The organism is Glaciecola sp. G7-5, from assembly GCF_055808975.1.
Window position 1 is genome coordinate 4,332,969 of the sequence record NZ_CM147892.1, and the last position, 16,984, is coordinate 4,349,952.

At 40.3% G+C, this 16,984-nt stretch carries 16 protein-coding genes; 7 read left to right on the forward strand and 9 right to left on the reverse strand.

What is annotated here, in order from left to right; genetic code table 11:
- Positions 1-12: 12 nt before the first annotated feature.
- Entirely contained in the window at positions 13-1,365 is a 1,353-nt protein-coding gene (locus AC0L6H_RS19130; RefSeq protein WP_473390874.1) for a BNR-4 repeat-containing protein, read from the reverse strand.
- A 550-nt stretch (positions 1,366-1,915) separates the two neighbouring features.
- Between AC0L6H_RS19130 and AC0L6H_RS19135 the strand changes: the two genes are divergently transcribed.
- Positions 1,916-2,962: a DUF3549 family protein gene (locus AC0L6H_RS19135; protein WP_473390875.1), complete on the forward strand. Its 1,047-nt coding sequence runs from the start codon at positions 1,916-1,918 to the stop codon at positions 2,960-2,962.
- 34 nt (positions 2,963-2,996) lie between these two features.
- Positions 2,997-3,326: a DUF3301 domain-containing protein gene (locus AC0L6H_RS19140; RefSeq protein WP_473390877.1), complete on the forward strand. Its 330-nt coding sequence runs from the start codon at positions 2,997-2,999 to the stop codon at positions 3,324-3,326.
- Between the two features lie 547 nt (positions 3,327-3,873).
- On the opposite strand, the gene AC0L6H_RS19145 is transcribed toward AC0L6H_RS19140, so the two are convergent.
- Positions 3,874-4,515 (reverse strand): GNAT family N-acetyltransferase, encoded by a 642-nt coding sequence (locus tag AC0L6H_RS19145; RefSeq protein WP_473390878.1) that lies wholly within the window; start codon positions 4,513-4,515, stop codon positions 3,874-3,876.
- 189 nt (positions 4,516-4,704) lie between these two features.
- Positions 4,705-5,067, reverse strand: coding sequence for a DUF3192 domain-containing protein (locus tag AC0L6H_RS19150; protein WP_473390879.1), 363 nt, complete (start codon positions 5,065-5,067; stop codon positions 4,705-4,707).
- 220 nt (positions 5,068-5,287) lie between these two features.
- Between AC0L6H_RS19150 and AC0L6H_RS19155 the strand changes: the two genes are divergently transcribed.
- Positions 5,288-5,617 (forward strand): DNA-binding protein, encoded by a 330-nt coding sequence (locus AC0L6H_RS19155; RefSeq protein WP_473390881.1) that lies wholly within the window; start codon positions 5,288-5,290, stop codon positions 5,615-5,617.
- On the opposite strand, the gene syd is transcribed toward AC0L6H_RS19155, so the two are convergent.
- Complete coding sequence (gene syd / locus AC0L6H_RS19160; protein WP_473390882.1) at positions 5,580-6,173, reverse strand: SecY-interacting protein; 594 nt, start codon at positions 6,171-6,173, stop codon at positions 5,580-5,582. The two genes, AC0L6H_RS19155 and syd, sit on opposite strands and share 38 nt — an antisense overlap.
- A 122-nt stretch (positions 6,174-6,295) precedes the next feature.
- Between syd and queF the strand changes: the two genes are divergently transcribed.
- The 3 genes from queF to ppnN all read left to right on the forward strand — a co-directional run bounded on the left by queF (position 6,296) and on the right by ppnN (position 10,163).
- Positions 6,296-7,129: an NADPH-dependent 7-cyano-7-deazaguanine reductase QueF gene (gene queF, locus AC0L6H_RS19165; RefSeq protein ID WP_473390883.1), complete on the forward strand. Its 834-nt coding sequence runs from the start codon at positions 6,296-6,298 to the stop codon at positions 7,127-7,129.
- A 55-nt stretch (positions 7,130-7,184) separates the two neighbouring features.
- Positions 7,185-8,693, forward strand: coding sequence for a GGDEF domain-containing protein (locus tag AC0L6H_RS19170; protein WP_473390885.1), 1,509 nt, complete (start codon positions 7,185-7,187; stop codon positions 8,691-8,693).
- Positions 8,694-8,783: 90 nt separating this feature from the next.
- The gene (ppnN, locus tag AC0L6H_RS19175; RefSeq protein WP_473390886.1) at positions 8,784-10,163 is read left to right on the forward strand and encodes a nucleotide 5'-monophosphate nucleosidase PpnN; all 1,380 of its coding nucleotides are present in this window, start codon (positions 8,784-8,786) and stop codon (positions 10,161-10,163) included.
- Between the two features lie 67 nt (positions 10,164-10,230).
- On the opposite strand, the gene AC0L6H_RS19180 is transcribed toward ppnN, so the two are convergent.
- A complete protein-coding gene (locus tag AC0L6H_RS19180) occupies positions 10,231-10,446 on the reverse strand; it encodes a hypothetical protein (RefSeq protein ID WP_473390888.1) in 216 nt (71 codons plus the stop codon).
- A gap of 168 nt (positions 10,447-10,614) precedes the next feature.
- Between AC0L6H_RS19180 and AC0L6H_RS19185 the strand changes: the two genes are divergently transcribed.
- On the forward strand, positions 10,615-10,968 hold the full coding sequence (locus AC0L6H_RS19185; protein ID WP_473390889.1) for a ComEA family DNA-binding protein: 354 nt from the start codon (positions 10,615-10,617) through the stop codon (positions 10,966-10,968).
- 70 nt (positions 10,969-11,038) lie between these two features.
- Here AC0L6H_RS19185 and galU read toward each other — a convergent pair whose 3' ends face one another.
- The 4 genes from galU to AC0L6H_RS19205 form a co-directional block, all read right to left on the reverse strand.
- Positions 11,039-11,932 (reverse strand): UTP--glucose-1-phosphate uridylyltransferase GalU, encoded by an 894-nt coding sequence (galU, locus tag AC0L6H_RS19190; protein ID WP_473390891.1) that lies wholly within the window; start codon positions 11,930-11,932, stop codon positions 11,039-11,041.
- Positions 11,933-12,025: 93 nt separating this feature from the next.
- Complete coding sequence (locus AC0L6H_RS19195; RefSeq protein ID WP_473390892.1) at positions 12,026-13,360, reverse strand: UDP-glucose dehydrogenase family protein; 1,335 nt, start codon at positions 13,358-13,360, stop codon at positions 12,026-12,028.
- A 151-nt stretch (positions 13,361-13,511) separates the two neighbouring features.
- Entirely contained in the window at positions 13,512-15,506 is a 1,995-nt protein-coding gene (locus AC0L6H_RS19200) for a polysaccharide biosynthesis protein (RefSeq protein ID WP_473390894.1), read from the reverse strand.
- 266 nt (positions 15,507-15,772) lie between these two features.
- Positions 15,773-16,984, reverse strand: coding sequence for a DegT/DnrJ/EryC1/StrS family aminotransferase (locus AC0L6H_RS19205; RefSeq protein WP_473390895.1), 1,212 nt, complete (start codon positions 16,982-16,984; stop codon positions 15,773-15,775).

The following is a 16,984-nucleotide window of genomic DNA, read 5'->3' on the forward strand; positions in this document are numbered from 1 at the left end:
TAACATCGTAAATTAATAAATTTTCTTTAAAATTACTTTAGACCCATTTTCACTTCCTGTCATGAACATTAAAAATGGTTCACTTGGTTCGCGAAGTTGGCTTGTCGCTTTGGGAGTCGATGGAAACCAATGTGGTCCTATCTCATCATCGCTGACTAAGCTTTCTGTGAAACTTGCACCCAAGTTAGTAGACGAAAGAACAGCCAAGCTTGTGTTTTGATTTGCCCATCCATCTTCTACACTGCTATTAGGGTCCAATAATTTCTCGGCAACCACATATAAATTGCTTTCGGCTGAAGCATATAGGCTTTGCTTGTATAGTCCGTCAGCTATTTTTGTGCTTATCCAATAGCCGTTCTGTGGCCTTGATAGCCAAGAACTCCAATCTTTATTTACCATATCGTATTTAATAAATGCGAGTATTGGTGTGTCGGTGCTCGGTAATATATTGATGCTAACTGAGCGGTAGTCAAAGCGAAGATCTAGAGCATTTGGTTCGCCTTCGATTAAGGCGTAATTGTCAATTGTCGCGGGGCTAGCTAAGTATTCACCGTCGCTGTCATACCAAGTTTCTCCGTTATCAGAAGAGTTAAAATAAGCGATCCCAAAACCTACTCCATTGCCGGGAATAACTGGATCATTAGCACTTCTTTCATGAATGAGAGCAGCAAGATGTAGCTTGCCATCCTTTGAAATGGCTAGTTGCGCAAAATAATGGATATAGCGATTAACAAAATCGTCCTCATGCTCTCTAGAACGTAAAATCAGTTTCTTCATGGCCACCTCGCCATCCACAATCTTCAGGAGATCATACGACCAGGGATGTTCTTGCAAGACATTATAGCCGTCTCTTATCACAACAAAAATTTCATCGTCATTATTGATTACTGCAGAAGGATAGGTGTAGCCGTTGCCTATACTGCGTTCTTGTGACCAGTTATTTAGTTTTTCACCATCAGAATTAAACTTATATTTTAACGCTGTGTTGTGACTACCATAGAATAGATGGAAGTTACCTTGGCTATCCTTAAGGATAGTCGCGCCCCCGTGGTCATCACCTGCTTCCCCGATAGTCACTTTTTTGACTATAGCTAGGTCTGTTTTGCGTATTTTAGTCAACACAACGTGCTCTTTATCTTCAATAAACTCTAAAAAGCTAGCGTAAATATAGTTATCATCGTTCAAGATCTTATTTGAAAGCTCATAAGCAGTTGCTCTGCGACTTCCTTGCTCAGTAAGTACTACTGAGCTCGCTATTTCAGGGTTCAGTGGATTCGCATCGCTTAGTAGTGGTGTTTTAACTGGGTTTTCTAAATCACACCCAAATAATAGTAAAAAGAATGTAATGAGAACTATTTTTTTCATATGTGCTCTTGGCTACGTCTGGTTATTTACAACCCATTGGTTAGAAAAAAGACCGTCATCAATTAGCTTAAAACGCTCTTTAAAAAGCTTTAAATAATCATTCAAATCGGCTAATCGTGCAGTTTTATTGACGGCGCTTTGTGTACGTCTAGGGCAATGCAAATACCGTGCAAAAACAAAATGTTTTAGATGAATTTAATAGATAAGCGGTTTGCGAGGCAGAACAAGATCACTATAAATTGAATTTTTAGCCGGTTACATAAGCGGATTGGGAAACAATATAGGTGTGTCCTAAATGACAAATAACTTTATTATCCTTTTTTCCATGATTGGAAATCCGCGAAATTACGCCAGCATAGGCTTGACCAAGGCAAGCATAGAAACAAAATTAAAAAGGAGGCTTTGGAAGATAACTTCAGGGTTGAGTTGTTAGTTGAGGAAATTTAATATGCTCTTGCCCTGAATACACAATCAAAGGTATGACAAGGGTTTCGTATTTGACATATAATAACAATAATGTTTTTCATTCCTATTAGGTTTTTTTATTTAAATGGCATCATCCCCAACGATCTCTACCTTAAGCGAATTTTTGCTGCAGGCGCAAACGCAATACGAAGTCTTTGATTTAGGTCGTGGTATTCGACCATTACCTAAGCAAACTTTTTTTGAATGGGAAAATCAGCAAGCCCCCTGCGCCTTTCCACGTCAAGATCATGCGTGGTTTTGTATTGTATTTTGGAATAAAAACCTTAATCAAGAACATTATATGTGGTTTATCAAGTTACCCCTTGATGAAAAGGGTCTAATAATGAGCGCCTCTCTAAGCCAGTTTTTAGAGATTATTGTAAAAGCCTTAGGTAAAGAATTAGAACATACCAGTGATAGTCAAGCCCAGCTCCCCGAAAACCCCTTTGTGTTTAAGCCTAGTCAACAACAATTAGCTGACTGCAATGCGCACATTCGCAGAGTCTTAAGCCTAGATCTTCGTCCTCAGTCTGACGCCCATGCTTATTTGCATGCGCCTAACAGCGTCAAGAACGAGCAAGCTTGGGCGCAATTAAGTGTGCAGGACATTGCAGACTTTGTTATTTACCCAAAAGCCAGTAGCGAAGACAAAAGTGATATGCAATCGCTTATTGCTGCTAATTTACAAAGCTATGCTACGCCTGTTTTACACTGTTTATTTGCTAGTTTGGAGTCAGTCGAAATAAACGACACGCTTTGCCAAGCACTCATAAACTTCCATGAGTCGAGCGATGATTCGAATTTAGCTGCGCTTTGTTTGCGCGCAATGAGCTTTAAAGCGCCTTCCCAGGGCCAAGAATATATACTTAGCTTGATAGAGCAAGATGACAAATGTGATCTAGAAACTTGCGTAGTGATTAGTGGCCGCTACTGGCAACTGTTAAGCGATGAAAAACGCTTGCATAAATTTATGCATAAGGTCGCTGTATTAGACCCTAGTCACAATTTATTCAAGGGTCTATACGCTGACTTAGTTAAAGTACCTTACACAAGAAAAACCTGCCTAGATTTTATTCGCAGTACAGAGCGCACAGAAGAAGTCGCAAAGGCGATAGGTTCACTATTTTCTTAATATGCATGACGACCAAGTCTAGGAAGTAAATCCAGTGGAATTATCAAACTTAATTATTTTAATGATACTTGTCTTGTTTGGCGTGCAATTTTGGCGCTTACGGGCCATTGCCGAACACACAGTAAGCTATGCTAATCAATATTGTAAAAAACACCAATTGCAATACATTAGTTTAGCTCGCACAGGCACACGGTTTAAAGCCCACAAAGGGAAACTAGATTGGCAATTAAGCTATCAAATGGAGTTTAGTAGTGACGGTCAAACAGAATACCACGGAACAATTGTAACTCATGGAAAACAGGTGATTAGCGTCGATTTACCCGCGTACAGAGTGGTTGAGGAAAATAGTGGATATATTGAGTAATATTTATTTGACTTCATAAACGAGGAAAGGCAGACGCTAGCGTCTGCCTTGATAATTTTGAGCATCCTTCTCAGCTGTCCTTGGCTAAAATTTCATCCCGAAAAAATCCTTTACACCCCTTTCCATTTTAATCCCGCTAATCCTAAGCAGGCAACACATCTTGTGTAGGTCCCTTATTCCTTTGTCCATTGCGCTTTCACGCCTAGGTTCATCCATACAACCCAGATTCACTATCCATATGTTGTCCAGTTTAATCCTTTACTTTGCAATCCATTAACACAACATCCTGTCGTGGTCTTAACCTTCTTCCTGAAGTTCCCTTAAGACAGGTATAGAATACGTAATGGCGATGAGTTTTAGTAAAGTATTTTTGACAAAATTTTAGTGAGATTTAAGAGAGCAAATTTGATCTTTCTGTAAGATCTTGTTTTATTTGGGATTTATAGTTTGCGAGGATAAAAATCTTCAGTTTTAAGGCTGTATTACTCACAATTTTGTAAGATATCTCTTACAAAACTGCGAGTAAAAAAGGAAGAGTGTATTTTGATCAGTTATCACGAGGCCTAAACATTACTTTGCCTTTAATATTACCAACGGCAATTTCTTCAACGTGCTTAAAACCACCATCTTCAAAGAAAGAAATACATTTAGGTAGCGTAACAAGTACACCGACTCCTTCAGATGACTCGTCTTCTAATAATAAACCTAATACCGCGCTCATCAATACGTGCCCTAAACCTATATCTTGATAGTCAGGATGAACACCAATTAGCGAGAGCATATGATAATTTTTGGCTGGCATCTTTTCGCGTACTTTTTCTTCCTTAACAATCATTTGTTTAGTACCAAAATAACCCGCTGTCAGTAACATCTTTAAACGCCAGTGCCAAAACTTACCAGAGCCAAATGCGGTATCGGGCAAAGTTAAACAAGTCACCGCTAATAGCCGTTTGTTTTCGTATAAGCCTATTAAGGATTGGGATGCATTCCAATATGTATTTATTTCTTCTCGGATCGCGCTGCGTAATCTCGCCTCATAGCCCTCTTTGTTAACTTGAAAAATATCAGTGAACAAAGGGTCATCAAAATATGCGTTATATAAAATTGACGCGGCTACTTTTAGATCATCGGCCCCTAAATAGGACGCTTTCACGTTTTGCAAATCTGGCTTGTAATGGGTCACAGTCATATACCTACTCTCTTTTCCCTTTTCTGGAGAAAGAAACATTCATATCGGCTAGATAAAATGTTTCTCTCTTTTGAGTTTCAGTCGAGAGTGTAAACGAATTGCACGCGCATTAACATTTTTTTTACATGCCAGAATAATAACAACGCTAAGGCAATGCCTCAGACGAGAATCAAAGCAAGTAATTGCTGCTTAAATAGCGTCTAATGCGGTTTGACCAAATCCGATTAATTCGCCATTAACAAAAAGGATGGGGGTACATTCGTCTTTGGTGGTTATACCGTCACCTTCAGTACGCTGAGTTCGATAAAACAGGACTCTATGTTCTTTATCATTTTTTACGATGAGCTCGTCAAAATCAGGGGTGCCCATGCTTCTGCGTACCGACGCAATTGAAGTGCCAACTGACAATTCGCTGATCATTTTACGATTTTCTTTTTCAATCTTACTCCACGAAACGTGATTGCTGCCATTGTCGTAGTCGTCATCAATTGAAATAACGCAACCTGAAAGTAAAACGCCTGATAGTGCAATTGCTAGTAAACCCTTTTTCATTACAAACCTCTTAGTAAATATTGTTCTTAATAATAGTGTGTGCGCTTAAAATATAAGGCAACGATTCAAGTATAAACAATAATTAGACCAACATTAAAATAACCATATAATTCATACGCTTAGCTTGTAATCGCCATGAAAACCAAATTATACTTGTGTAAAGTAGACGAATTATTTAACAATATGGCTAATTATTCGTTTAAATCATTAATGAGAACCTATGCAAACTCAAGAAGTGATACAAGTATGTTTAGCCTTAGTGAAAGCAGGTAAAAAACCAAGCATCGCATTAGTAAAAACCAGGCTAAGCAACAAAGTGAAACTAGCCACTATTGTTAAGGGGATACAGCAATTTCAAATCAATCAAGAGTTGGGCTTGAACCAAGAAAGTGTAGAAATATCAGAAGCGAATGAAAAATTAGCTCATGAAACACAATCAGCAAACACCAACTGTGCCTGTGAACAGAAAATTGCCCAGCTAGAACTTGCAATTGCCTCTATGAGCAAACAACTTAAAGACTTACAAATACAGGTGCAGGCTTTAGGTTAAGTAAAAAAGCGCTTAGATTGGGCGCGAGCTCTCGAACAGGCTCTTTCCCGACCTTCTCTAGCATAACTGCGCCACTGCTTAACATCACCGACAATATATAATCTTCTTCGTCAGTAAGACCAAAAAACAAAGTCTCGGCTTGTTTTAAGCGCCTTTTCATTAATACATGAGCAATAAGATTTTTTTGTAGGCGGTCGAAGTCTTGTTCATTCCAGGCCTGAATGATTGAAAGTCCGCCATCTTCTGTGGAAGCGTTTAGATCGTGAGAATAATAACGACCAAAAAGCAATTGTAATTCCAGAGGTATCCTTACTTCTAAGGCCTCTTCTAAATTACTTAAGCTAGCTGGTTCACTGCGTAATACGGGTAGCCATGAGACTTCATCACCGTCTTGCTTGCGCGTATTGGCGTTGACTTGAAAACACGGGCTTGGCCATTCATTGTCGTAGTATGTCAGTAAACCCATATTGTCTTGGGACGAATGGTCGATATAACTATTGATAAATGCATCGAAAGCTTGGTTAAAAGCCCTTGTTTGTTCTTGTTGAGATGACATGGACTTATGTTCCTATGAACTTGCTCACCACCAGCGGCGTTTTTTGTTATTATAATCACAACTATAATGATTGTCATGTGCGTATAACTTGATTAAAACGCAAATGTATACAGGAGATAAGAGTGGATGCACTAGTACTGGGGAAAGCGGTAGAATATGCGCAGCATTACGATGCTAGTTTACTACAAGCCGTACCTCGAAGTTTAAGCCGAGACAGCATTAAATTACCTAAGGTACTACCCTTCACCGGGACAGATACGTGGAATGCTTATGAGTTGTCGTGGTTAAACAATAAAGGTAAGCCAATGGTGGCCATTTTACAGTGTGATGTTCCCATCGATTCTGAGAATTTAATTGAATCAAAGTCCTTCAAACTGTATTTAAATAGTTTTAATCAAACCCAGTTTGCGTCGACAGCGGCAGTTAGCGAGATTCTACACAAAGATTTGTCAGCCTGTGCAGGTAAGCCAGTAAGGCTTAGTATTATCGCTGCTAGTGACTTTGCCCAACAGCAAATAGGCGACCTCCCTAGCCAAGAAAACCCAACATTTCCCACCTGTTTGATTGACGATATAGATATCAGTATTGACAACTATGACTTGTCTTCACATCAGCTTGAGACCAGCGGCGAAGGCGTAAACGAAACGCTGGTTAGTCATCTATTGAAATCAAATTGCCTGATTACCAACCAACCGGATTGGGGTAGCGTGCAAATACGATATTCAGGTTCCCAAATTGATCACGAAAGTCTACTTCGATATTTGATTTCCTTTCGCCAACATAACGAGTTTCATGAACAATGCGTAGAACGTATATTTTATGATATTTTGACAACATGTAATCCCGAAAAACTGAGCGTTTATGCGAGATACACCAGACGCGGTGGTTTAGATATCAATCCATTTCGATCAAACTTTGAAAGTCCTTATGCGAATATACGTTTAGCAAGACAATAATGCGCCGAGCCCGTCTATATTTGCGGGCAACCATGAAGATGAACAGGACACACAAATGAGTGAATTGTCACCCAAGCAAAAACTGATGATAGCTCGGCAACAGCTCGATAAACTGTCGATTTTTATTGCGGGCTTGGCTGACTTTTTTCGGGGAACGAGTCCGGTAATCGATGCGGAGTTTCAACAGATAAAAACACTCCTAAGCGGCAAACCCGATTACGACAAAGCAGTTGAACTAGCAACCGGCTTAAATGCAAAACTGAAAAAAGAAAGTAAGTTTATGCAACAAAAGAATGCCGATACCCTTTTACAAATCCAAGGAGCTTTGCGTAATTTAACTGGGCTTGATGTCATTGACTCTGAAGTCAAACAGGAAATAAAACAATTTATAAGCAGCTTGGTGCCTAGCGAAGGAGGCAAAGACTCGCCACTTGGTCAGTTTGAAAAGGCGCTCACTTTGTTCAAAAAAGCCTTGAACAATAATTTGGTGATGAGTAAACAAAAAGACAGCGATGAGCTTCAACAGATACATCAACAAATTACCCAAGAAATACGAGAACTCATTGCGCCCTTCTATCATCAAAATACGAACGATAAGACCTTAGTTGAAATAAACCAAAAATTAAACGATGGACTTGGCCAAAAAGAATTATTGCAATGCTGTTTAATAGTGATTCGTTTTGTTATTAAAGACGTGCTGCGCGAAGCCTCTTCAGCCACTAAGCTAATAAACAATATTCACAAATCTTTAGTGCAAATCAATCAAGGTATACACACAACAATAAACAAGTCCAAAAGCCGATTGCAAACACGTCATCAAGAAACTACCGCGATGAAAGCGCAAATATTAGTAATGGAAAATGCCATATCAAGCAGCGAAAATATCGTCAACTTAAAGAAACAAAGTAGTGAATACCTTGCCAAATTGCAGAATTCTCTTGATATGAGTGAGCAACAAGACCGCGGCGAACAACAAAAAGTAATCGCATTGTTGCAATCAATGCAAAAACGTTTGTATGAGCTTGAAAGTCAAAGTGATACTTATAAACAAAAACTAATAGAACAGCGTATCAATGCTATGACTGATACGCTGACCAAATTACCCAATAGAATCGCCTATGAAGAAAAGGTGAACAATGAATGGCGCAGGTTGAGAAACGAGAAACAAGTCGTTTACCTTGCTATTTTTGACATTGACAATTTCAAGCAGATTAATGATAAGTACGGACATTCTGTTGGCGACAAGACATTGCAAATTATTGCTAATCACATCCGAAAATTGATTGATAAAAACGATTTTTTGGTACGTTGGGGCGGCGAAGAGTTTGTTGCATTACTTTATGATCAAGACCTCAATACTAGCTTTGCGAAAGTAGAAGCGCTGCGTGAAAAAATTGCCTCGCTCCCATTTATGTTTAAAGGCGCTCGCGTTAGTGTAACCATCAGTATTGGCCTGAGTGAGTTTGGTACTCAGTCAACAATTGAGGAGGCGTTTGAGGCCGCTGACAATTTATTATTTAGCGCGAAAAATAATGGCCGAAATCAAACCTGCATACGAGGCTAATCGCATATATCAAATATGCGCTACATCTATAAAAATGCTTAAGGTGAAAAGAAGCTTAAGCGAAATCGACAGTACACAAAAGGATCCTAAATGACCAAAACTATACAACTAAATCCCGTTGGTTGGATGTCACAATTGTCACAACTCGAAATGAATTTACTAGAACAATCAACGACCGATGACATGTATCAAATCTTCAGAAACTGTTGTTTAGCGGTGCTAAACGCCGGCATTGAGCAAGATGACGCAGAAATGCTATTTGAAACTTATAAAGACTTTGAAGTGAGATTGGTGAGAAAAGAGCGAGGTGTAAAGATAGAACTAGTTAATCCACCACAAAGCGCTTTTGTTGACGGAAAATTGATTGTAGGAGTGCACGAACATATCTTTTCTGTACTGCGCGATATGCTCTACATGAGCAGTAAACACAATGCACAGTTCGATTCCACAATGCATCGCATTCGCACACCAATAGAGGCAAATATTACCACTCATGTGGTGTTTGACATGCTTCGCCATGCAGATGCATTGGGGGGAGTTGAGCCTGCGAAGATGATAGTTTGTTGGGGTGGTCACTCGATTGTGACCGAAGAATATAAGTACACCAAAGAAGTTGGTTATGAACTTGGCTTACGCGCAATGAATATATGCACCGGTTGCGGCCCAGGGGCGATGAAAGGACCAATGAAGGGAGCTGCTATTGGCCATGCCAAACAGCGCGTTAAAAGCGGCCGCTACTTGGGCATTACAGAACCCAGTATTATCGCAGCAGAGCCGCCCAATGCGATTGTAAACGAATTAATCATTATGCCAGACATAGAAAAACGCTTAGAGGCGTTTGTGAGAATATCCCAAGGGATAGTTGTGTTTCCTGGTGGTGTTGGCACTGCAGAAGAACTCCTATACTTGCTTGGAATTCTGCTTGACGAAAAGAATAAAGGCCAAAAAATTCCACTCATTCTCACCGGTCCGGCAAGTCGTAAAGCCTATTTTGAGGCGATAGACGATTTTGTTGGTGCAACCTTAGGCAAAGAGGGACAAAGTAAATATAGTATCGTTACTGGAAATGCGCGCGAAGTAGCAAGTGCCATGAGCGCTGCACAAAAAGATGTACTGGCTTATAGGCGTGAGATGGGGGATTCTTATAACTTCAACTGGACCCTACATATACCCGAAGACTTCCAAAAGCCCTTCATTCCAAGCCATGAATCAATGAAAGCGCTAGACTTAAGCGCCAGTCAGCCCATTTCATCTTTGGCGGCAAATTTACGCAAGTGTTTTTCAGGGATTGTAGCAGGTAACGTAAAATCTGAAGGGATCGAACAAATTAAGAAACACGGACGATTTGAACTAAACGGTGACGCGGCCTTAATGCAAAAAATGGATAAATTACTGGCATCCTTTGTTGAGCAAGGTCGAATGAAGCTAAATGGTGCTCCTTATGAACCTTGTTATACAATCAAGGTATAAACACTAACAACGCCCATCATCTTTGGTATAGCCCTTTGTGAGGCTATACCAGCTTCACTATTGCTTCTTAATATTCTGTGCCGCCATACATACTGGCAAGATCATCTAAATCGCTTAAGGTGTAATCAAATCCGCGCCCATCAGATTCATAACTAACTTTTACCGTGTTTGATTTAGTGTAGAGTTTAGCCTTAACACTATGCTTTTCCCAATGTTGTAGTTCGTTTATAAAACGGTTGGCGTGGATATGGCTTTGAAACTGGTAACGAATATCGCTGATCATCGGGTTGTGTAAATCTCATGTGTTGGGCTTAGCAATGTTGTATGCTTTCTTTAACTTTCGCCAATTCTGTACCAAAAGCCAAGTTTTAGAAAGTCATTTTCTTATGTAGTCTTTGTTGTTGTGCGTTGTAGCACGCACTCAATCAAATACTTTATAAGGAAATACAAAATGAAATTACCAAATTGGATCATGCTATGCGTTTTACTTGTTGGCGCGATGGGTCAATACTCAATAAACGCGGTCGCTAATACAAGTAGCATTGAACAAGATGTCACTACACTAGACACTCTAAGCACGCTCTCAAGAGCCAATGCACCGAGTGAATCGATAAGCATGCTAAATATAAATAGTGCTAGTGCAGAAGAGCTTTCAAACCTACCGGGAATTGGTGCAAAAAAAGCCATAGCGATCATAGAATATCGTGAGCTCAATGGCCAGTTCACATCTGTCGAAGAATTGGTGAACGTAAAGGGTATTGGGCCTAAGATGCTAGCAAAACTAGACGGTTACATTTCCATCTAAATTCTGCGTACAAAAAAGCTCGTGTAAAACGAGCTTTTCCTCTGCAAAGACATAACTACGACATTGTGTTCTAGCTAAACTTTTCTTTCAAATAATCAGTAAATTCTTGCCCTAGTTCGGGGTGACGCATGGCAAACTCAATATTGGCTTTCATATAGCCAAGTTTGCTACCACAGTCATGGCTCTTGCCTTTCATGTAATATGCATCAACTTGTTCATGCTCCATCAACATATCGATTGAATCAGTTAGTTGAATTTCGCCGCCAGCGCCAGGGGCCGTTTTTGCAAGCAAGTCCCAGATCTTTTCAGACAAAACATAGCGCCCTACTACGGCCAAATCAGAGGGTGCATCTTCAAGATCAGGCTTTTCAACCATTTTATGAATTTTTGCAGACTCTCCAGGGGCTAAAGATTTGCCTTCTAAATCAACGATACCAAATTTAGATACATCTTCTTGCGGCACTTGTTCAACCATTACTTGGCTAACGCGACTGGTATTAAATTTAGCCACCATATCCGCTAGATTATCTTTTTTCAGACTACTGGTAGCGTCGTCAATAATGACATCAGGTAAAACAACGGCAAAAGGGTTATCGCCAACTAAAGGTAGCGCGCACATAATCGCATGCCCTAAACCATTGGCCACGCCTTGACGCACATGCATGATGGTGACGTCTTTCGGACATATCTGCTGGACCGCTTCTAAAAGTTGACGTTTAACACGTTTTTCAAGCGTAGCTTCAAGCTCAAAGGAAGTATCAAAATGGTTTTCGATACTATTTTTACTGGCGTGAGTAACTAAAATAATCTCTTTTAATCCAGCTTGCACACACTCGTTGACCACGTATTGAATAAGTGGTTTATCAACAACCGGCAGCATTTCTTTGGGTATGGCTTTAGTGGCCGGTAACATTCTAGTACCAAGACCAGCAACGGGAATAACTGCTTTTTTAACCTGACTCATGTAAAGTTTCCTACTTTAACAAATTTAAAAATACGATATGCGAAGACAAATATCATCTAAACTTAAGCGATACTGATAGTAACACCAATCTACTTACTCTATCGACATACCACGACCAATAGCGTAGTAATGCAATCCGTATTCCGATACTGTCGAAGGCTCGAATAAATTACGGCCATCAAAAATAACGGCATCACTAATAGTGCTTTTGATTAAATCAAAATCAGGGGCTCTGAAGGCTTGCCATTCAGTACAAATCACAAGGCAACTTGCATTATTTAGAGTTGCCTCTTTTGTGCCCATAAGCACTAAATCAGCGCGTGAACCATAAATTCTTTGTGTCTCTTCCATGGCTTCAGGGTCGAAGGCTTGTACCTTTGCGCCCTTTTCCCATAATTTTTCCATAAGCACTCGTGAAGACGCTTCACGCATATCGTCAGTATTGGGCTTAAACGATAAGCCCCAAAGTGCAATGGTTTTGCCACTCACGTCATTGTTGTAATGGCGCATAATATAATCAAACAATTTTTCTTTTTGACGATAGTTTACAGCTTCGACAGCTTGCAGTACTTTTGCATCATAACCAACCGCTGTCGCACTACGAATGAGCGCTTGCACATCTTTGGGGAAACAAGAACCACCATACCCACAGCCTGGATAGATAAACTGGTAGCCAATACGTGGGTCACTACCAATGCCTTTACGTACGTTTTCGATATCGGCACCAAATTTTTCGGCCAAGTTTGACATCTCGTTCATGAATGAGATTTTTGTTGCCAACATGCAATTTGCAGCATACTTAGTAAGCTCAGCACTACGCACATCCATAACGATAATTTTGTCGTGATTCCGGTTAAATGGTGCGTAGAGCTCGCGAAGTTTCTTTTCTGAACGCGCGCTAGTTGTCCCTAAAATAATGCGGTCAGGCCGCATACAATCGTTTACCGCAGCACCTTCTTTTAAAAACTCGGGGTTTGAAACAACGTCGAAAGATACTTCTTTACCGTTCGCCTTTAGTACTTCATTTACTTTGGCGGTGACTCTATCAGCAGTACCTACCGGCACGGTAGATTTGTTGATGATAATTTTATGCGATTGCATATTTTCAGCAATGGTAGACGCAACGGCTAACACGTATTTAAGATCAGCTGAACCGTCTTCATCGGGAGGTGTGCCTACCGCAATAAAAATTACGTCACCGTGCATGATACCTTCGGCTGCATTTGTCGTGAATAACACCCTGCCGGATTCGTAGTTAGAATTAACTAAGGGAGTAAGACCTGGTTCATAAATGGGAATAATACCCTTTTTAAGATTGTCGACCTTAGTTTGGTCAACATCTACACAGACTACTTCGTGGCCTACTTCTGCTAACACAGCAGCTTGCACTAGGCCTACATAGCCTATGCCGAAAACGGTTACTTTCATTTATTTGGGGTCCTTTGGTAAATATAGGAAACTAATCCGCAAAACAATAGCACAAATGACGTAAACGCTCTATTGCTTAAAGTCCATTTTTTTATACAAATAGATACATAACTATACCTGAGGCTGCGGCTTCGTCTAGTTTGAATGCTTACTATTTTATAACGTTCAAGACAGGCTTTTTACTTTTACTTTCGGTATCACTTTTTGCATTTCGTTGCGCCCAAACCAAGTCACAAATACCGTCAGTTGGATTAAAGCCGGTTGGAGCATCTAGCAATATTTGACGAATTAGCTCGTGATCAAAGTTATGACAGGCAACATCGAGGGTGTCTAGAATGACAGATAAATCATCCCAGTTTAACATTGCTTCATTTGCGGTAAGAATACGCTCGTGAAAAGTTTCAAGTACATTATCACCAATCAGTAGTTCTTCAAATAATTTTTCTCCCGGGCGCAAGCCCGTGCATTCAATTGCGATATCACCATTTGGATTGTTTTTGTCTTTTATCTCTAAGCCAGAAAGCCTAACCATTTTAGTAGCGAGATCTTTAATCCGAACGGATTCTCCCATATCTAACACAAATACGTCACCGCCCTTACCCATCGCGCCGGCTTGAATAACTAATTGAGCAGCTTCTGGGATTGTCATGAAATAGCGCGTAATGTCTTCATGCGTTAGTGTGATTGGACCGCCTTCTTTTATTTGCCTTCTGAACAATGGCACAACGGAGCCAGATGACCCTAAGACGTTACCAAAGCGAACCATACAAAATCTCGTTCCGGTATTTATTTTAGCTTTATCGAGCGCTTGCAGAACGAGTTCGGCCATACGCTTACTCGCTCCCATAATGTTGGTGGGTCTTACGGCTTTGTCTGTGGAAATGAGAACAAAGGTTTCTACGTTTGAGTTTATAGCTGCCTTCGCTGAATAGTAGGTACCAAACACGTTATTACGCACGCCTTCGACCACGTTATGCTCGACGAGCGGAACGTGTTTGTAGGCTGCGGCATGATAGACGGTGTGTACGCCAAAGGCTTTCATGACGTTTTCAACGCGATTAATACGCTGAACTGAACCCATGATTGGATATAACTTTGTTTTTAAACCGTTTTTAAAAATATATTCTGAAAGTTCTTTTTCTATTTGATACAGACCAAATTCAGAAAGCTCAAAAAGTACTAATTTTACCGGTTTGTACTTTAAAATTTGACGACATAGCTCAGAGCCAATAGAACCACCAGCGCCCGATACCATGACGGTCTTTGCGGTAATGTGCTGAGCCATTAGTTGGGGGATTGGGTTGACGGGCTCTCGCCCTAACAAATCTTCAATTTCGACGTCTACAATTTCGTTACCGTTTGCATTTCCTTCAATAACGTCTTTTATACCAGGCATCGTTTGTACCTGCACCGACATATATTCCAATTGGGAAATTATTTGATTCCGTCTAGAGCGGCTAGCACTTGGCAGAGCTAGCAGTACTTTCTTTACTTTCCCCTCAGAAATTAGCGGGCTTAAGTCATTAAAACTTATGACCGGTATACCTTGGATGACAGAACCATGTTTTGTTGGATCATCGTCTATAAAGGTACTCACATAATATTCTGGACCTGTGGTTAGGCCGTTGGCAAGTTGCCTCCCGGCAGAACCAGCGCCATATACAACAACAGGCTGTTTATTCGAGCCAGCAAACTGCGATATTAATGCACGAACCACCAACCTTGCTCCACCTACTGAAAGTAAGATCAAAAAAGCATAAATTAACGGCATGGTTCGAGGAATGGGGATTGTTGAGAAAAAAGCGATAAGGACAACAGCGGCAGTGGATAGAAATGAACCAGCAACTATAGCCCAAACAGCTTTAGAGCTCATATAGCGAAGTACCGCACGGTACAAGCCTAATCTGACGAAAATTATAATACTGAGTGGTAAAATAGCGAACAAAACCAACCAATAATGAAAGACAGTAATTGGGTGGATGCTATCTAAACGAATAAATAACGCTATCCAATAAGATAAAAATATAAAAACCGCATCGACAACTAGCGTAAGTATTCTCTTCGTTTTTCTTGAAGAGTTCAAAATATTAATCAATGGATTAGCTGTCAACTTTTTACCTTCAGTCGGCGGATGATTGTCATTCAAATCTTTATTCCTGTTATTGATAGAAAACTTCCCTGTCCTATGTATTATATGCCTTGGTTCAAAAAACACAAGAATACAGTCCTTAACATCATCGTTAAGGAATTACACTGTCATGCCCAGAAAGAAATTGCTATAAGCAAAGAATCGATGACGACATACAATAATGCAGGACGCGTTCTCTTTCGCAATGAAATATATGCTTTAACAACCTGAAAATTCAGTGTGCACTTTATTTGTCATTTAATATAGAGAAAAGATATTGGAAATTACTCAATACTAGCCGCAGTTAAAACTTCGTCAATTGATCTACAAGTCAACTTAAGCTCTTCCTGCGTCAATGTTGGATGAACTAAAAACATCAAACTTGTTTCTCCCAATTCTTTGGCATTTTTTAATCGTTCTTTCGGTCTATAACCAGTACCATCGAATGCTTTTTCTAAATAAACCTCTGAACACGAACCAGAGAAACATGGGACACCTTTCGCACTAATTGCATTCATAATCCGGTCGCGGTCCCATCCTTCCTTTAAGTAAGTTAGCTCAATAAATACATAACACTTATATGCTGCGTGTACGCAGCCAGTAACACGAGTACATGACAAGTCACACCCACCACATTGAACTTTGGGAACACGCAGCGCCTTATGTTTTTGACATGCGAGCCAAATTGCATTTGCATTTTCATTACGTATTTTTGTCCACTCATCCATTCGCCTAAGCTGTATACGCCCGATAGCTGCTTGCATTTCCGTCATCCGCCAATTGGTCCCAAATGAATCATGTAACCAACGGAAACCCGGAGGATGTTCTTTGTTATATATCGATTCCCATGATTTACCATGATCCTTATATGACCACATGAAATCCCAGTATTGCTTGGAGTTTGTAGTTACCATGCCACCCTCGCCGCCAGTAGTCATTATTTTATCTTGGCAGAAACTCCATGCGCCTATATGACCAATAGTTCCAACTGAACGACCTTTGTATTTTGCTCCATGAGCTTGTGCACAATCCTCTATTACGAAAAAACCGTGCTCTTCAGACAGTTTCATAATGGCATCCATCTCTGCAGGCAGTCCAGCAAGATGAACAACTATTACCGCTTTAGTTTGAGGTGTTAGCACAGCAGCAATTGATTCCGCTGTTATATTTTGAGAGTTGCGATCAACGTCAGCAAATACAGGTTTTGCGCCAGATGTAACGATACTTGATGCTGAGGCTAAAAATGTTCTAGGGGTGGTAATTACTTCATCACCTATTCCGACGTTCAATGCTTTTAAAGCAACATCGAGCGCCAATGTACCATTACCTAGTGCTATCGCGTACTCGGCATTGCACCACGCTGCAAACTCTTTTTCAAAATCACGACCTTCAGTGCCTGTCCAATAATTTACTTTATTGGACAATATCACTTCAGAAACAGCATTTGCTTCTTCTTGTGTAAAGCTTGGCCAAGGGGAGAATGGGGTGTTTAACAT